Annotated in this window: 13 protein-coding genes; 9 read left to right on the top strand and 4 right to left on the bottom strand. The window is 61.3% G+C overall.

Annotation, left to right across the window (positions count from 1 at the left end; translation table 11 throughout):
* Positions 1 to 93 precede the first annotated feature (93 nt).
* Entirely contained in the window at positions 94 to 2256 is a 2163-nt protein-coding gene (locus EQW76_RS10995) for a PBP1A family penicillin-binding protein (RefSeq protein WP_142824377.1), read from the top strand.
* A gap of 92 nt (positions 2257 to 2348) precedes the next feature.
* Positions 2349 to 3170, top strand: a complete 822-nt coding sequence (locus EQW76_RS10990; RefSeq protein WP_142824376.1) for an endonuclease/exonuclease/phosphatase family protein — start codon at positions 2349 to 2351, stop codon at positions 3168 to 3170.
* 97 nt (positions 3171 to 3267) lie between these two features.
* On the opposite strand, the gene EQW76_RS10985 is transcribed toward EQW76_RS10990, so the two are convergent.
* Together EQW76_RS10985 and EQW76_RS10980 are read right to left on the bottom strand one after the other, a co-directional pair.
* Complete coding sequence (locus EQW76_RS10985) at positions 3268 to 4749, bottom strand: hypothetical protein (RefSeq protein ID WP_142824375.1); 1482 nt, start codon at positions 4747 to 4749, stop codon at positions 3268 to 3270.
* A gap of 333 nt (positions 4750 to 5082) precedes the next feature.
* The gene (locus tag EQW76_RS10980) at positions 5083 to 5583 is read right to left on the bottom strand and encodes a GNAT family N-acetyltransferase (RefSeq protein ID WP_142824374.1); all 501 of its coding nucleotides are present in this window, start codon (positions 5581 to 5583) and stop codon (positions 5083 to 5085) included.
* A 154-nt stretch (positions 5584 to 5737) separates the two neighbouring features.
* Here EQW76_RS10980 and EQW76_RS10975 point away from each other — a divergent pair, with 154 nt between their 5' ends.
* The gene (locus EQW76_RS10975) at positions 5738 to 6325 is read left to right on the top strand and encodes a DUF1214 domain-containing protein (RefSeq protein ID WP_142824494.1); all 588 of its coding nucleotides are present in this window, start codon (positions 5738 to 5740) and stop codon (positions 6323 to 6325) included.
* On the top strand, positions 6318 to 6866 hold the full coding sequence (locus tag EQW76_RS10970) for a DUF1254 domain-containing protein (RefSeq protein WP_142824373.1): 549 nt from the start codon (positions 6318 to 6320) through the stop codon (positions 6864 to 6866). The genes EQW76_RS10975 and EQW76_RS10970 overlap by 8 nt, the downstream gene beginning before the upstream one ends.
* A 25-nt stretch (positions 6867 to 6891) precedes the next feature.
* Here the strand turns inward: EQW76_RS10970 and EQW76_RS10965 are convergent, their stop codons facing one another.
* The gene (locus EQW76_RS10965) at positions 6892 to 7074 is read right to left on the bottom strand and encodes a hypothetical protein (protein WP_142824372.1); all 183 of its coding nucleotides are present in this window, start codon (positions 7072 to 7074) and stop codon (positions 6892 to 6894) included.
* A gap of 583 nt (positions 7075 to 7657) precedes the next feature.
* On the opposite strand from EQW76_RS10965, the gene EQW76_RS10960 reads away from it, so the two are divergent.
* Both EQW76_RS10960 and EQW76_RS10955 read left to right on the top strand, forming a co-directional pair.
* Positions 7658 to 7882 carry a hypothetical protein gene (locus EQW76_RS10960; protein ID WP_142824371.1) on the top strand — a complete coding sequence of 75 codons (225 nt, stop codon included), beginning with the start codon at positions 7658 to 7660 and terminating at the stop codon, positions 7880 to 7882.
* 286 nt (positions 7883 to 8168) lie between these two features.
* Positions 8169 to 9194, top strand: a complete 1026-nt coding sequence (locus tag EQW76_RS10955) for a DUF2336 domain-containing protein (RefSeq protein ID WP_202617137.1) — start codon at positions 8169 to 8171, stop codon at positions 9192 to 9194.
* Positions 9195 to 9206: 12 nt separating this feature from the next.
* Here the strand turns inward: EQW76_RS10955 and EQW76_RS10950 are convergent, their stop codons facing one another.
* On the bottom strand, positions 9207 to 9563 hold the full coding sequence (locus EQW76_RS10950) for a DUF1491 family protein (protein ID WP_142824370.1): 357 nt from the start codon (positions 9561 to 9563) through the stop codon (positions 9207 to 9209).
* Positions 9564 to 9802: 239 nt separating this feature from the next.
* Here EQW76_RS10950 and EQW76_RS10945 point away from each other — a divergent pair, with 239 nt between their 5' ends.
* The 3 genes from EQW76_RS10945 (at position 9803) to EQW76_RS10935 (ending at position 13775) form a co-directional block, all read left to right on the top strand.
* Positions 9803 to 11710: a hypothetical protein gene (locus tag EQW76_RS10945; RefSeq protein WP_142824369.1), complete on the top strand. Its 1908-nt coding sequence runs from the start codon at positions 9803 to 9805 to the stop codon at positions 11708 to 11710.
* 278 nt (positions 11711 to 11988) lie between these two features.
* The gene (locus EQW76_RS10940; protein ID WP_142824368.1) at positions 11989 to 12426 is read left to right on the top strand and encodes a VirK family protein; all 438 of its coding nucleotides are present in this window, start codon (positions 11989 to 11991) and stop codon (positions 12424 to 12426) included.
* A gap of 122 nt (positions 12427 to 12548) precedes the next feature.
* Positions 12549 to 13775: a cytochrome P450 gene (locus tag EQW76_RS10935; protein ID WP_161990956.1), complete on the top strand. Its 1227-nt coding sequence runs from the start codon at positions 12549 to 12551 to the stop codon at positions 13773 to 13775.
* The last annotated feature ends 9 nt before the right edge of the window (positions 13776 to 13784 follow it).

Here is a 13784-nt window from a genome sequence, read left to right as displayed (position 1 = left end):
ACCTGTGGCGGATATAGGGGATATCGGGTTGCCGGGGAAGGCTGAGCCTGCCGCATTCGGCGGAAGGCTCGAAGATCATACGGGAAATCACGCATGCAGGAGCCGATAGAGCCCGAAGGGCCTTCGCCGAAGAGGCCGCGCCGAAAACGCTTCCTGCTGCTGCGGCTGGATTCGCTGATCGATTCCACCGTCTGGAATGCCGGTTTCCGGGCCGCCGAAATCTGGGAAGACATCACCATCTTCTTCCGCCGCTTCCGCATGCATGGCTGGAAGCGCATCGTGTTCGAGTTGCTCGGCGAAGGCATGACGCTCGGTGTCGCGGCCTCCGTGGTGATGCTGGCGCTTGCCATGCCGGCCTTCGAATCGACGGTCGGCGACTGGCGCAACCGCGGTAATTTCGCCGTCACCTTCGAGGACCGCTACGGCAATGTAATCGGCCACCGCGGCATCATCCACGAGAACTCAGTACCGGTCGATGAACTGCCGGATTACTTCGTCAAGGCGGTACTGGCGACCGAGGACCGGCGCTTCTTCGATCATTTCGGCATCGACGTCTTCGGCCTGTTCCGGGCGCTGACCGTCAATGCGCAAGCCGGCGGCGTCGTCCAGGGCGGCTCGACGCTGACCCAGCAGCTGGCTAAAAACCTGTTTCTTTCCAACGAAAGATCCATCGAACGCAAGATCAAGGAGGCGTTTCTGGCGATCTGGCTGGAGGCCAACCTGTCGAAGAAGGAAATCCTCTCGCTCTATCTCGACCGCACTTATATGGGCGGCGGCACCTTCGGGGCGGCAGCGGCGGCGCAATATTATTTCGGCAAGAATATTTCGGACGTCAATCTGGCGGAGGCGGCGATGCTTGCCGGCCTGTTCAAGGCGCCGACCAAATATGCGCCCAGCGTCAACCTGCCGGCGGCACGCGCCCGCGCCAACGACGTGCTGTCGAACCTCGTGCAATCGGGCTTCATGACCGAGGGCCAGGTGGTGGCCGCGCGCCGCAACCCGGCCTCAGTGGTCGACAGGGCCGAAGTCGTGTCGCCGGATTTCTTCCTCGACTGGGCGTTCGACGAGGTGCAGCGGCTGTCGGCACGCTTTGCCGAGCGCTCGCTGATCGTTCGCACCACCATCGACATGAGCCTGCAGAAGGCAACCGAGGATTCCATCGGCTCCAGCCTGCTTGAATATGGCGAGCACTACAATGCCAAGCAGGGCGCTTCAGTACTGATCGAAACCGGCGGCGCCGTCAGGGCCATGGTCGGCGGCCGGGACTATGGCGAAAGCCAGTTCAACCGCGCCACCAAGGCGCTGCGCCAGCCGGGCTCGTCGTTCAAGATCTATACCTACGCGGTCGCCATGGAGAACGGCATGACGCCGGCCACGACCATCGTCGATGCGCCGATCTCCTGGGGCAACTGGAGCCCGCACAACTACGAGAACCGCTATGAAGGGCGGGTGACGCTGACCGAGGCCATCGCCAAGTCGATCAACACCATCCCGGTACGGCTTGCCAAGGAGCATTTCGGCATCCAGCCGATCCGCGAGATGGCCAAGCGAATGGGCGTCGAGAGCCCGGTTCGCAACGACAAGACCATTCCGATCGGCACCTCCGAGGTGACCGTCCTCGACCAGGCGACGGCCTACGCCGTCTTTCCCTCGGACGGACTGCAATCGCGGCGCCACGGCGTCAGCGAGATTGTCGGCTACGACGGCAAGATCCTCTATGATTTCAATCGCGACGAACCTGCGGCAAAGCGCGTGCTGTCGGAGCAGGCGAATGCCTCGATGACCCAGATGCTGACGCAGATCCCGGTCATCGGCACCGGTCGCAAGGCAGCCCTCGACCGCGGCATCGTCGTCGGCGGTAAGACCGGCACGACGCAGGCCTACCGCGACGCCTGGTTTATCGGCTTTTCCGGCAACTACACCTGCGCCGTCTGGTTCGGCAACGACGACTACACCTCGACCAACAACATGACCGGCGGCACCCTGCCGGCGATGACCTTCAAGAAGATCATGGACTACGCCCATCAGGGCATTGCGCTCAAAGCCATCCCCGGCATCGCCGACCCCTTCCCGGCCCAGAAACCGATGACAACAGCCGCCCGCAAAGCCGCCACGGACGCCGCCGCCAGCGCCGAACCACCCCCGGTCCGGCCCCGCTCGCTGTCGGCCGAATCGACCAAGGTGCTGCGGGATCTAGAGGAGCAGTTGAAGACCGCACCACCGCTGAAGGGACAGCGGGTGGCGAGTGTGGAGTAGTGACGGCAATTCCAGCAGTTGCCGTGAAGGATTGCTAGACACATCGCCGGTTTCACGTTTGAGATTGATGCATTGGAGTACGGGAGGCAGATGTGCGCGTGCTGTGTCTGAACGGCTGGGGCGGACGCCTCTATGAGCGCCTCGTTGCCTACGTGGCTGCAGTCGACCCCGATGTTCTCTGCCTGCAGGAAGTGGTCAAGACACCGGGTACAGGGCAGCGTTGGCTCACCTACCGCGACCAAGGTACCGCCCTACCGCAAAGAGCCAATTTTCTGGTTGACGTTGCGGTGGCCCTGCCCCATCACACGTCGATCTTCTGCCCGGCCGCTGAGGGCGATCTGTTTGATGGCGAGCAGCCATATAAGTCGCAATGGGGTCTAGCGACATTCGTTCGCGCCACCATTCCCATCATTGGCCAGACACAGGGCTTCGTTCACGGAGATTATTCGTCTGACGGATACGGACTGCATCCGCGGTCGCGGACCGCACACGCCGTTCGGCTGTTCGATGTGGAATTGCAGCAATGCATTACCATTGCACAGATGCATGGCTTGCGCGACTTGAGCGGCAAGCACGACACTCCCGAAAGGCATCAGCAGGCCAACAGGTTTGCGTTGCTGATCATGTCGACTGCGCGACCGGGAGAGCCTGTCGTGGCGTGCGGCGATTTCAATTTGCTGCCTGAAAGCAAGACATTCGATGTTCTCAGGAATATAGGCCTCACCGACCTTGTCACCGGCCGGGGCTTTCGGGGCACCAGAACGTCATTCTACCCCAAGCGAGAACGCTACGCCGACTATATGCTGGTCAACGATGCCGTCGGCGTAGACGCTTTCGAGGTTGTCTCAGAGCCCGAAGTCTCGGATCATTCACCGCTGCTGCTGACAGTCGGTGCCACGCTTCGCCAGGTGTGAGCCAGCAGCAGGACGCCGATGGATTTCATCAATGACTCATTTAACCTCAGCTGACTGCGGCCAGAGGGCCGCAGTCCCTTCATTCAGCAAAAGCTGATTACTTCTTGTAAAACGCCAGCCGCTTGACGCCGATTTTCATATTGTTGAAGTTGGAGGGCTTGAGCGGAAACAGGACGTTGGCGGAGTAGCTGCCGCTGATCGAGCCGATGGCGAGGTTGACGATGAACTCTGCAGGATTGGCATTGGTCCAGGTGTAGTTCTTCGTATCCACCAGCGTGCCGTTGACGTAGGTATCGACCTTGCCGGCGCTGGTGCGCACGACTTTCGTGAGCCTGATATCGCCGACCAGCGGACCGGTGAGGCGCTTGAGATAGCCGGCGCCGACATCCGCGGTTGCAGGCGCCCATTCGTCGTTGTTGAGCTGGAAGCCCTGGGTCACGGTCTCGCCGTGGGTGAAGGCCGAGAAGATGTCGGGCCCCTTGTAGAAGTCGAACCAGCTCTCGCTGTCGATCTCGTCGGAGCTCGTTGTCGAGGCGGTGGTATTCTTGCCGTAGAGCCAGGCAGCACCCCAGAAACCGTTCGGCTGGTTGGCGGGCAAGGCGTTCAGCTCGGCAATCGTGTTGACCTGGCGGCTGGCAACGGCCTCAGGGTAGTTGACGTTTGCATCGAAGGCGTAGTCGCCATTCTTGAGGTCAAAGGTGTCCTTGGTGATGATTTGCGCAGAGCGGATCGGCGGCACGAAGATCATCAGCTGGCCGGCCGGGTTCTGATAGGTCGAGGGCTGGCTGATGAACACGAATTTCTTCTGCGTGGTCACGGTCTTGGTGGTCTTGTCGACAGTGACAGCCCGGTAGTCGTCGTTTCGCTGGAAGGCGTTGTCCTTGACATAACCGACAGCCATTCCTGTCGGCATGGAGGCGGGAATGGTGTCGAACACCATGGTGGTGGCCGTGCCGGCGGCGTTGGTGGCGGTCGGCTGGGCGAGTTTCAGGGCATAGAAGGGCGTCAGGACGGCAAGCGCGTTGGTGACGGGATTGGTGGTGTTGGAGTTGAACATGGCAAGAAGCGTGATCTTCCCATCGGTGCCTATCGAGTCGACCCTGTATATGCCGCGCGACTGCAGCACGATCATGTTGCCGACCTCGATCTTGGTGCCGCTGGCAAAACCGAACTGTGCGGGGTCGATCGGACTGTTGACGTTGATCGAGCCGCTGATCTGGCCGAAGACATTGGTGAAGCCGCCGGAATAGGAGGCGTCGCCGCCGCCAAGCACGCCGGTCAGGTTAAGCCGGTCGCTGGCAAAGACGTGGGTCTGGGCGTTGCCAGCGGTATAGCGCTGGACTTCCGAGCCGATCGTTACTTCTGCCGCATTGTTCTGGAAATAGTTGAACTTGCCATCCAGTTGCGCCTTGTTGGTGATGGCAGTTTCGCCCGTGCCGGCCACGGCGCTGGTGCCGAAGACATAGGTTCCAAGCGAGGTCCAACCGGCGATCGCATCGTCGGCGGGAGCGGCCCGGGCAGCCGACTGCCCGAGAAGGATTGCGGTTGATAGGGCTAGAGCGGAGAGGAGCTTTTGCATGGCTTTTCCTTTTTGCCTGATCGACCGAGCCCGGAGATGGGCTCATAGTGCACTGCAATATGTGGAGCGCCCAAGCGTCTGGAATAGTCTGCTATCTCAAGGGTCGTTAGTTGCCATTGACCGGAAATTACTCGGTTCAACCCATGCAGAAAAACCGATACTGGTGTTGCAATCCTCGATTTTGCGAACCGTTTCGTAAATCTCCCGCGTGTGTTGATAAACGAAACCGATATTTCGCGTCGGCATCCGGGAAGCCCCGGCGTAGAGGCTTTCGAGACAGCTCGCGGGTTGCCGTCCGGGTGAGGCTCAATACCGGCGAATCGATTCCCGTCTTCAGTTTTTTAGGGCGACGATCCGTCTGGCCATGAGAATTTCGTCGATCTCCCTGCCCTGGTGCAACAATGCGCAGGGTATTCGACCGATCTCGGTTAAGCTCCGGCGACGGTAAAAGCGGATCGCAACATCATTTTCGGCACTGACCGCGAGCTCCAGCTGGCGAATGCCCTGGCCACGGGCAAATTCCACCAATGCTTCCAGAAGCGCTTCCGCAAGCCCCCTGCCGCGGGCATTCTCGCGCAGATAGACCATCTGGATCATGGCGCGGTGCGCCTTCTTGGCTGGGCGCTGCCGCGCAAGCGCCATGATCCCAACCGGCAGGTGGTTTTCGACTGCGATGAAGACATCATTGTCCACCAGACGGCGGCGCCATTCCTGATCTGGAAGGTCCTGCCAATCCTCGACACTACTGGCGTAACTTTCCGGCGAGGCTCGCAAGGCTTCGAGGCGAATGGACCGAAACAGATCTACATCGTCGGGTGACAGCAGCCGGATCATTGCGTGTCCTTTGCAAGAACGAAATTTCCGGCAATGTGCCACATTCGCCGAAGCTTTGGCAGGGGCGCGCTCGGCCCACGGACCATCCCGCCCTTCCCCCTCCCGGCAGAATCAGGAATAAGCTTGACGCTTGAGTTCTCACAAGGACGCCGCTGTGTTTCGGGTTCCTCTTCTGGTCGCGCTGTCGCTGGCCATTGCGTTTGGCGGCGGCATCCTGTTCACGCTCTATGCGCTCGATGCCAGCGCCGGTTTCGGCGCGATCCGGCTTGGCGCCTGGCAGGCCTTTCCGGCGCTGCATACCGTGGACGCCGACCCCTATGCCAAATCCCACCGCGCCCGCGACGGACGGCTGCTCTACGGCACCGCTGAGGGGCTGGAATTCACCGCTGGCGACGACGATGGGCATGACCGGCTGTCGGCCGGATGCCGCTACCGCATCAGCGGCCAGACGCCGCCGGCGCGGCTCTGGACGCTGTTCTCCGTCGCCCCGGACGGCAAGCCGCTGGCAGCCCAACCCGGCCGCCCGGCAGCAATCAACTCTTGGAACGTGCTACGCGACAGCGATTCCAGCTTTTCGATCGTCGTCTCGAAGGATGCCTCCGCCGGCAACTGGCTGGCGCTGCCGCCGGCTGGCAATTTCAAGCTGGTGCTGACGCTGCTGGACACGCCGGCGGCTGGCAGCGCGGGGCTGATCGACCTCTCGATGCCGAAGGTCGAGAAGATCGGCTGCGACCATGCTTAAGGTGCTGTTTGCCATCGTCGTCGGCGTGCTCGGTGCGGCCCTGCTGCATCTGGTGATCATCTTGGCGCTGCCCGCCTACAGCGATCGCGATGCCTTCCAGCGGGTCGAGGCGCTCGGCGAGGAAGATGCCTTTCACGTGCTGGACCCCACCACCAGTGCGGGCAGTCTCTCGAACGGCGATCCCTACATGCATACCGCCGTTTGCGCCTTCGACCTTGCCGACATGCCGGTGCACCTGATGGCGGCGGGCCATGTGCCATTCTGGTCCCTGGGGATCTACGACAGCGCTTCGAACGAAGTTTTCAGCATGAGCGACCGGACCTCGGTCGGGGGTGCGCTCGACGTGCTCGTGGCAGCGCCGGTGCAGCTTGCCGCGATCCGCAAGGCGTTGCCTGCAGAGCTGGCGCAATCCATTCTCGTGGAGATGACAGAGGGTCAGGGCTACGTGGTGTTGCGGACCATGGCGCCGCAGCCGAGTTTCAAAGAGGGCGCCAGTGATTTTCTCGCCAAGGCGCGATGCGACGCCTTCGACGCAAGCTAGATCGGCTATATCAGGACAAGGCCTGTCAGCCCTGTTTTCTCGTCTTCGTTTTCGGCCGCTTGGCGCCAGGCGCCGTGCGGCGCTTGGGCGGCTCGAGCCGCTCGTAGCGTACGCCGGTAAACAGCAGGATGCGGGCCGCCGTGCCATCATGGGCCGGAGGTGGCGGCTTGTGGTTTCGTCGGTCTTCCAGTCTTATGATATCAGCCATGTCTCGTCTCCATTGCAATCTTGAGACGGATGAACTTGCGATCGATTTCACCCTGTCCGCCTTTTTGGCGGACCGGCGCTCCCTCGGGAAAAGTCTTGCTGGCAAGAGCATGTCCGAAGGGCATTCGCGCCTTTCCAATAGCAGTGCGGTACGTGTCTGACGGTTTGCCGGGGCGCCCGAAGGGACGGTTTGCGGCGGTAGCGATTCGAACAGACGCCGGGTCGCGGTGTGCTTGCGCGGATTGAGACAGGGGATCGTTAACAAGACCTTAACGGCACGGGACGCCCTGCAACGCGTTTTGGTCCGCCGCCGTGCCAACAGGTCGGAACGGGAGCTTCGGATTGGCATGAGAAACCACCAATGGTTGAGGCGCAAAATTCTAAAATAGAATGGATTCATATTGTTAGCACCAGTGCCCGCCTGTCGGCGAGCCCTGCTGCGAGCGTGTGTGACACGAAAACGTCATGCAAATATTATTTGCGACTTTGGCCGTTTGGCGTATGGTTCCCCTACTGGCCGGCCCTGCAAACACCGGCAGTTCATGACATACAGTGTTTTCATCCCACAGCTTGGGAGATGTGCAATGACGCTTCTGCTCAACTCAGCCTTCACAACCGACGATGTAGACGTGCTTCGCGGCGCTCTCGACTGCTGGTATGCGGAAAAACGCATCGACCTGAAGAGCACGGAAGCGCAGTTTGCGGCTGCGGCCGCGCTCGACCTGTTTCAATCGGGCTACGATACCCGCGACAGGCTGCTGGTCGCCCTGCGCAGCCACAGTGCCCGCCAGGGCGTTTCCTACGCGTAACCTGTTGAAAGTAACCGGCGGCATGCTTGCTGCAACCTCGCTGCCGCAATCGCCTCCCCGCTTTTCACGAGCGTACCTTTTCGTGACACCTCCGTCGCATTTTTATTAAAGTTTTCACTGCCTATTAACCCTGATCGCGCTAACGTCACGGCATAGCCAGATCCGGACGCGAGCGTCCGCCGGGTCCTATCGTTTTCCGCGCGACGTTTTCGCCGGAGCGCGTTTGCCCGGCTGCCCCGCGTGCTGATCTCCGGCTCCCCTCTTTGTTCTGTGTGTGGGTGGTAGCGTGCGTGATCGGTTTCGAGACCTGGAAGGACCGCTTGGCGAGCGCAAGAAGGATGTGGTCCTGATGGCGACGGTTACCAGCTTCGAGGAACGGCCCCATCCCGGAAAATCCGAACTGCGGCAGTTTGCCGAATTGTTCATGCCGCTGTTTCTCGCCTCCAGCGACGAGGCCAAGCGACAGGCGGTCGCTGCTTTGTCGCAATGCCCGCATGTGCCGCCGGCCGTGGCGCTGTTCATCGGCTGCCAGCCGATCGCGATTGCCGCTCCGTTCATCGCCGGTGCCGCAACAATCGACGACGACACGCTGATCACCATAGCCCGCACGCAAGGAACGGAACACGCCAAGGCCATCGTCAAGCGCGACAATCTCTCGCCTGCGGTCGTCGATGCGCTGGTCGGCCTGCGCCATGCCGACACCGGTCGCGGCAAGACGAAGGCGCTGGAAACGCCACAGACCGAGCGTATCCCCTTGCTCGAGGCACCCGACAGCGCGATTGCCGAAAGACTGGCCCGCGAGGAGGCACTGCGCCAGCAATTGCGCCAGATTGCCCGCCACCTCTCCCACGACGATACCGATCGCCTCGGCCTGCGCAGCCTGACAGATGTCCAGGAAGCGCTGCTGGTGCGCTTTGCCCGCGAGCGCGAGGCCCAGAATTTTGCAACGGCGCTGGCCGACGCACTGTCGTCGAGCCGCTGGCTTGCCGAGCGCATCCTGCTCGATCTCTCCGGCCAACAGCTGGCGGTCACGCTGACCAGCCTCGGCATGAACTTCGCCGACGGGGTCTTCGTGCTGGAGCGCTTCTATCCGCATCTGAGCGAGGGTACCGGCAGCATCAGCCGCGCCTGGCGGATCATGGATTCGGTCGACCCGGTGGACAGCCAGGCGCGCGTCGAAACCTGGCGCCGCGCCGACCGCTACACCTACGTCACCCCGGACCAGGCAAGGCCCGCCAGCCAATTCAAGGCGCGCAATCCCGAGGCGGAAAACGACGTCTTACCGGCCCGGGCGCGCGGCGGAGCGCGCTAAAGGCCCCAGGTGTCAGAGCGGATTTTGCCGCTGGTCTGCGACAGGCACGATGTCGGCGATGTCGTCGGTCTCGAGTTCGAGTATCCAGAGATCGGCATCGAATTTCTGTTCGCGCTCGAGCATCTGACGCACCGTCTCGGCATCCTGACGCTCGAGGCGGACTTCGAACATCCGGCCGTTTGAACCATCCTCGTCGAACAGGCTTTGCGGCGCCGGACCGAACAGTGTTTCCAGCCCGTCGCGAAACCGCTGGCGTATGAAGATCGCCCCCGAAGCTTCCGCCCCCTTGCGCTCGACCGCGGCAAAATCCCCCCGGCCAAACAGCCGGCGGATCAGGGCGGATACAAAGATGTCGCTGCGCAGCCTCATGGATCCGGTGTATCTGGTGGCGCATCGACGAACAAGAGCGACGGTCCGGTAACGCTTCCACCGGCGTGCAGGTCGCGTGGCCGCGCCATGCGCCCCATGCCTTGCAATTCTCCGTTAAAAAACTGCGCGAAACATACGCCTTGCAAGACGCGAGCAATGGGCGCAGTGTGTACTTATAGTAGCATTCATTTCAGATTTACCTCTAAAATTGCAACCTTCTTTGAAAAGGAGACGTGCATATGACGATGTCTGTTGTCTACAGAAGCCTGCAGGGGCTTGGACTTGCCCTGACGATACTGGTGGGGCTGACGGGGCTGGCGCCGTCGGGCGTTGCAGCCGAAAGCAGGCGGCCCCTCAGCGCAGCGGCCGCCGCGAGGTCGATCCCGATGCTTTCCGCCAGGCAATTTCGCCGCCAGGAAGACTGGCGCGCTACCATCGCCACCGTTCCGCAGCCGAAGAAGGGCTGCTTTACGGCCAAGTATCCTTCGACCCACTGGCAGGAAGTGCAGTGCGTGGCGGCGCCGAAACAACCGATGCCACCGCGCTCCGGCATCGTGCCGCAGACTGTGGGCAACGGCAACGACATCGCGGCGCAGGCACCCGGCGGCTTTATCATCAGCGCCTCGGGATCGTTCGATACGTTGACCAATGTCACCAGCGAAAGCGGCCAGATCGGCGCCGCCGGGCCGATGATCCCCAACACCTACACGCTGCAGATCAACACCGATTTCTTCAAGACCGGCGTCTGTGCGCCGTCTCCGAACCCGAACTGCCGCGGATGGGAGCAGTTCGTTTTTGAAAACAACAATGCTTCGCACCGTGCCTTCATCCAATACTGGCTGATCAGCTACAACACGACATGCCCGGTCGGCTGGACGCAGTTTGCCGCCGGTGCCGAAATCTATTGCGTGATCATCAGCAACTCCAGCGGCGCTGTTTCCACCCCGGCGGTGCCGGTGACCAGTCTTGGACAGGTAACGCTCACGGGTATGGCGGGGCCAAGCGGCGACAGCGTGATCATGACCATCAGTGGCACCGCATTTTTGCGGGTTGGCGACAACGCCGTCAATGCATCCGGCGGCTGGACGATTGCCGAATTCAATGTGCTCGGTGATGGCGGCAGCGCTGTCGGCGTCGGCAGCCAGGCAACCTTCAATGCAGGAGCATCGCTGCAGACGAGGACGCGGATCACCTATGGCGGCACTGCGCCCCCGAACTGCGTCGCGCAAGGGTTCACCGCCGAGACCAACAACCTGAGTTTCGGGCCGAATGCGCCGGCAAGCTCCGGACCGGGACCGGCAATCGCCTTCAACGAAAGCACAGCCGGCGGCAGTCCGTCGAATTGTGCCGCCTCGACTGCAGTCGGCGATACCCACCTGACGACGCTCAGCGGCCTCCTCTACGATTTCCAGGCTTCCGGCGATTTCCTGCTGCTGCAGACGGGGTCCGGTTTCGACGTGCAGAACAGGCAGGTATCGGGTGCTCCGAACTGGCCAAATGCCGCTGTCAGCTCGGCCGTCGCCGCGCGGTTCGGAAAGACGCAGGTTGCTGTCTGCACCAAGCCGCAGGCCGTGTTCATCGACGGAAAGTTCGTCAATGTCAGCGAAAAGACGCCGGTTTCGCTGGCCGATGGAACGCAGGTTACCCGGAGCGGCGACATCTACATTGTTCGCGGTGCCTCCGGCGACTGGCTGCAGGCCGGCATCAATCCGGCCAATGGCACCGACTACATCAACGTCAAGGTCGGTCTCGGCCAGTGGCCGGTGGAGGCTCACGGCCTGCTTGCCAACGTCAAGGAAGACCCGAACCTGCTCGCCACGCGGGAGGGGGAAGTTCTGAAAAATCCGTTCTCGTTCAAGGAACTCTACAGTTCCTACGCCAATAGCTGGCGTCTGAAATCGGGGGAATCGATGCTGAATGTCTGCGGCGAACGGACCATGGCCGATATCCCGAAGGCGCCCTTCTCCTCCCGGGATCTGGACCCGAAAACGGCGAAGAACGCACAGAACGCCTGTGCACGGGCTGGCGTCAAGGAAGGCCCGCTGCTGGAAGCCTGCCTCATCGACGTGGCAATGATCGGTAACCCAGCCGCCGCCAATATCCACGCGGAAACCGAAGCGCCTAAGGCCCTGGGGCGGCTGAGGTAAGCAACCAGGCATTCGTTGGGCATCGCAAGCCCTATGCCCTCCCCGTTGCCGGCCGCCCATCACGGGCGGCCGGCTTTACTTTGTGCGGTTGCCAAGATCTTGCTTCAGCAAGCCCTAACATACAACCGATGCACGATCATCGATCTGTTATATCGCAGTGCTAAATTTGACCCTGGTGCGACGAAATTCGGTTTCGCAGCACCTGTTTTGAAGGACGCGGGCGTTCTTTATCGACAACGCACCGCCGACCTTCGCTATTGCTAGTTAAGGGTCTGATTATGAAACGTTTCCTTCCCGTACTTCTTCTGGCTGCCCAGCCACTGGCAGCAAGTGCTGCTCCATCGGGCGGCCACTCCATGTCTCTCCCCGCCGTCGAAAATGCGCTGGTCAAAGGCAGATCGGTCGCTGTGTCTCTCGACCTCGGTCGTTGCACCTCCAGCAGCGGCGATGAGAAGCCAAGCAAGACACGCGGCGGACTGAAGATCGAAGCCTTCCGGATTATGGACGACGGAACGCTGGCTTTTGCAGATGAGCATATGACGCTGGATCTCGAGGGAAAGCCCATCGTCCAGCTTTTACGATACAGGGTCCACCCGGATAAAAATGCCGAATTCACGATGACGGTGTTCAGCCTTCCCGGCTACACGCAGGTCGGCACTCCCCGCAGTTTCACCTGCAAGATCGACGACGGGATGAGCTTTTTCACCGCCCGCTGAATTGCGGGGCGTGATCCTGATCCGCCTGTTGCACAGCCGCTGCGGCTGGCAACAGTTTTGGCGCGCCTTGCGCAAGCGTTGCCCCGATGCGGACTGCCAGAAGTCAACATGACAGGAATTCGATGACCGGTTTCAAATCATCCAGCGGATCCGATGCCAGCAACGTCCCGACGCTGTCGATGCAAACCCTCGCCAGCAATCCACACGAGGTTTATCGCCACTTTCGAGGCGAACTGCCGTTCATCCGGTCGGAAGCCGGCGTGTATCTGGTCCTGCGCGCCGATGATGTTCTCAACCTCCACAGCGATGCCAAGACGCGGCAGGTGGAAACAGAGCTGATCACTCTGCGGGGCGTCAAGGACGGGCCGATCTGGGATTTCATGACAAACGGCATGCTGACCTCGAATGGCGATGCTCATATGCGGCGGCGTTCGCCGATGGCAAAGACATTCGCATTCCGGATGATTGCCGCGCTGCGCCCGCATATCAGGCAGACGATTTCCGAGATTGCGGATGCCGCAACGCCCAAGGGCGGCATGGACATGCTCGACGACTTCTCCACGGTTATTCCGGCGAGGGTGATTGCGTCGATCCTCGGTCTGCCGCGAGATGACGTGGGCAGATTTTCAGAGATCGTCTACCGGTTCAGCCCGCTGCTGGGCGGCTCCTGGCTTACGCAGGACGTGCCCGAATTGCAGCAGGCAGCGGGCGATCTTCGGCGCTATGTCGGGGAGATCGTGACCAGGCGCAGCCGTGACAAGGCGAATGATTTCGTCAGCGAGTTTATGTCCAACGTCGAAGAAGAGGGATCGCTGACGGCCGAGGAAGCCATCACCCAGATCATGACCCTGATCGTCGGCGGCAGCGACACGACCCGCTCGGCGATGGTCATCCAGCTCTCCCTGCTCCTCCAGAATCCGGATCAATGGCACGCGGTCGTCAAAAATCGCGATCTGGTGCCGAACGCGGTTCTCGAGTGCCTTCGCTACGAGCCGGCAATCGGCTCGGTGCCCCGCGTCACCACGATGGATATTGAACTCGACGGGCGGGTTCTGCCAGCGCATAAAGCGTGTTCGCTGGTCACCATGTCCGCCCTCAGGGACGAAAAGCTATATCCGGAACCGGAGCGCTTCGACATCACCCGCGAGCAGCTGAAATGGCATCCGGTTTTCGGCGGAGGCGCGCATCGTTGTCTCGGTGAAGCGCTGGCGAGGGCAGAGCTGGAGGAAGCCCTCACCGTGCTCGCCGAGCGCTTTCCCGACATCGAAGCCGCCGGTGAGTTTCCGAAGGTCAGGGGCTTCTCGGGCATACGCCAGGTCCAGAACTTCGCCGTCAATTTGAATGCGTAAGGCCGGTGT

This window comes from Rhizobium sp. rho-13.1 (genome assembly GCF_007000305.1).
In the GTDB taxonomy this organism is placed as follows: Bacteria; Pseudomonadota; Alphaproteobacteria; order Rhizobiales; family Rhizobiaceae; genus Rhizobium; species Rhizobium rhododendri.
This window is presented reverse-complemented; position numbering and strand designations above follow the sequence as displayed.

What these genes read in the sequence shown, in the direction of transcription:
- EQW76_RS10995 (WP_142824377.1), top strand. Translation starts at nt 94, where the DNA reads ATGCAGGAGCCGATAGAGCCCGAAGGGCCTTCGCCGAAGAGGCCGCGC.
- EQW76_RS10985 (WP_142824375.1), bottom strand. Translation starts at nt 4,749, where the DNA reads ATGCAAAAGCTCCTCTCCGCTCTAGCCCTATCAACCGCAATCCTTCTC.
- EQW76_RS10980 (WP_142824374.1), bottom strand. Translation starts at nt 5,583, where the DNA reads ATGATCCGGCTGCTGTCACCCGACGATGTAGATCTGTTTCGGTCCATT.
- EQW76_RS10970 (WP_142824373.1), top strand. Translation starts at nt 6,318, where the DNA reads ATGCTTAAGGTGCTGTTTGCCATCGTCGTCGGCGTGCTCGGTGCGGCC.
- EQW76_RS10965 (WP_142824372.1), bottom strand. Translation starts at nt 7,074, where the DNA reads ATGGCTGATATCATAAGACTGGAAGACCGACGAAACCACAAGCCGCCA.
- EQW76_RS10960 (WP_142824371.1), top strand. Translation starts at nt 7,658, where the DNA reads ATGACGCTTCTGCTCAACTCAGCCTTCACAACCGACGATGTAGACGTG.
- EQW76_RS10950 (WP_142824370.1), bottom strand. Translation starts at nt 9,563, where the DNA reads ATGAGGCTGCGCAGCGACATCTTTGTATCCGCCCTGATCCGCCGGCTG.
- EQW76_RS10945 (WP_142824369.1), top strand. Translation starts at nt 9,803, where the DNA reads ATGACGATGTCTGTTGTCTACAGAAGCCTGCAGGGGCTTGGACTTGCC.
- EQW76_RS10940 (WP_142824368.1), top strand. Translation starts at nt 11,989, where the DNA reads ATGAAACGTTTCCTTCCCGTACTTCTTCTGGCTGCCCAGCCACTGGCA.
- EQW76_RS10935 (WP_161990956.1), top strand. Translation starts at nt 12,549, where the DNA reads ATGACCGGTTTCAAATCATCCAGCGGATCCGATGCCAGCAACGTCCCG.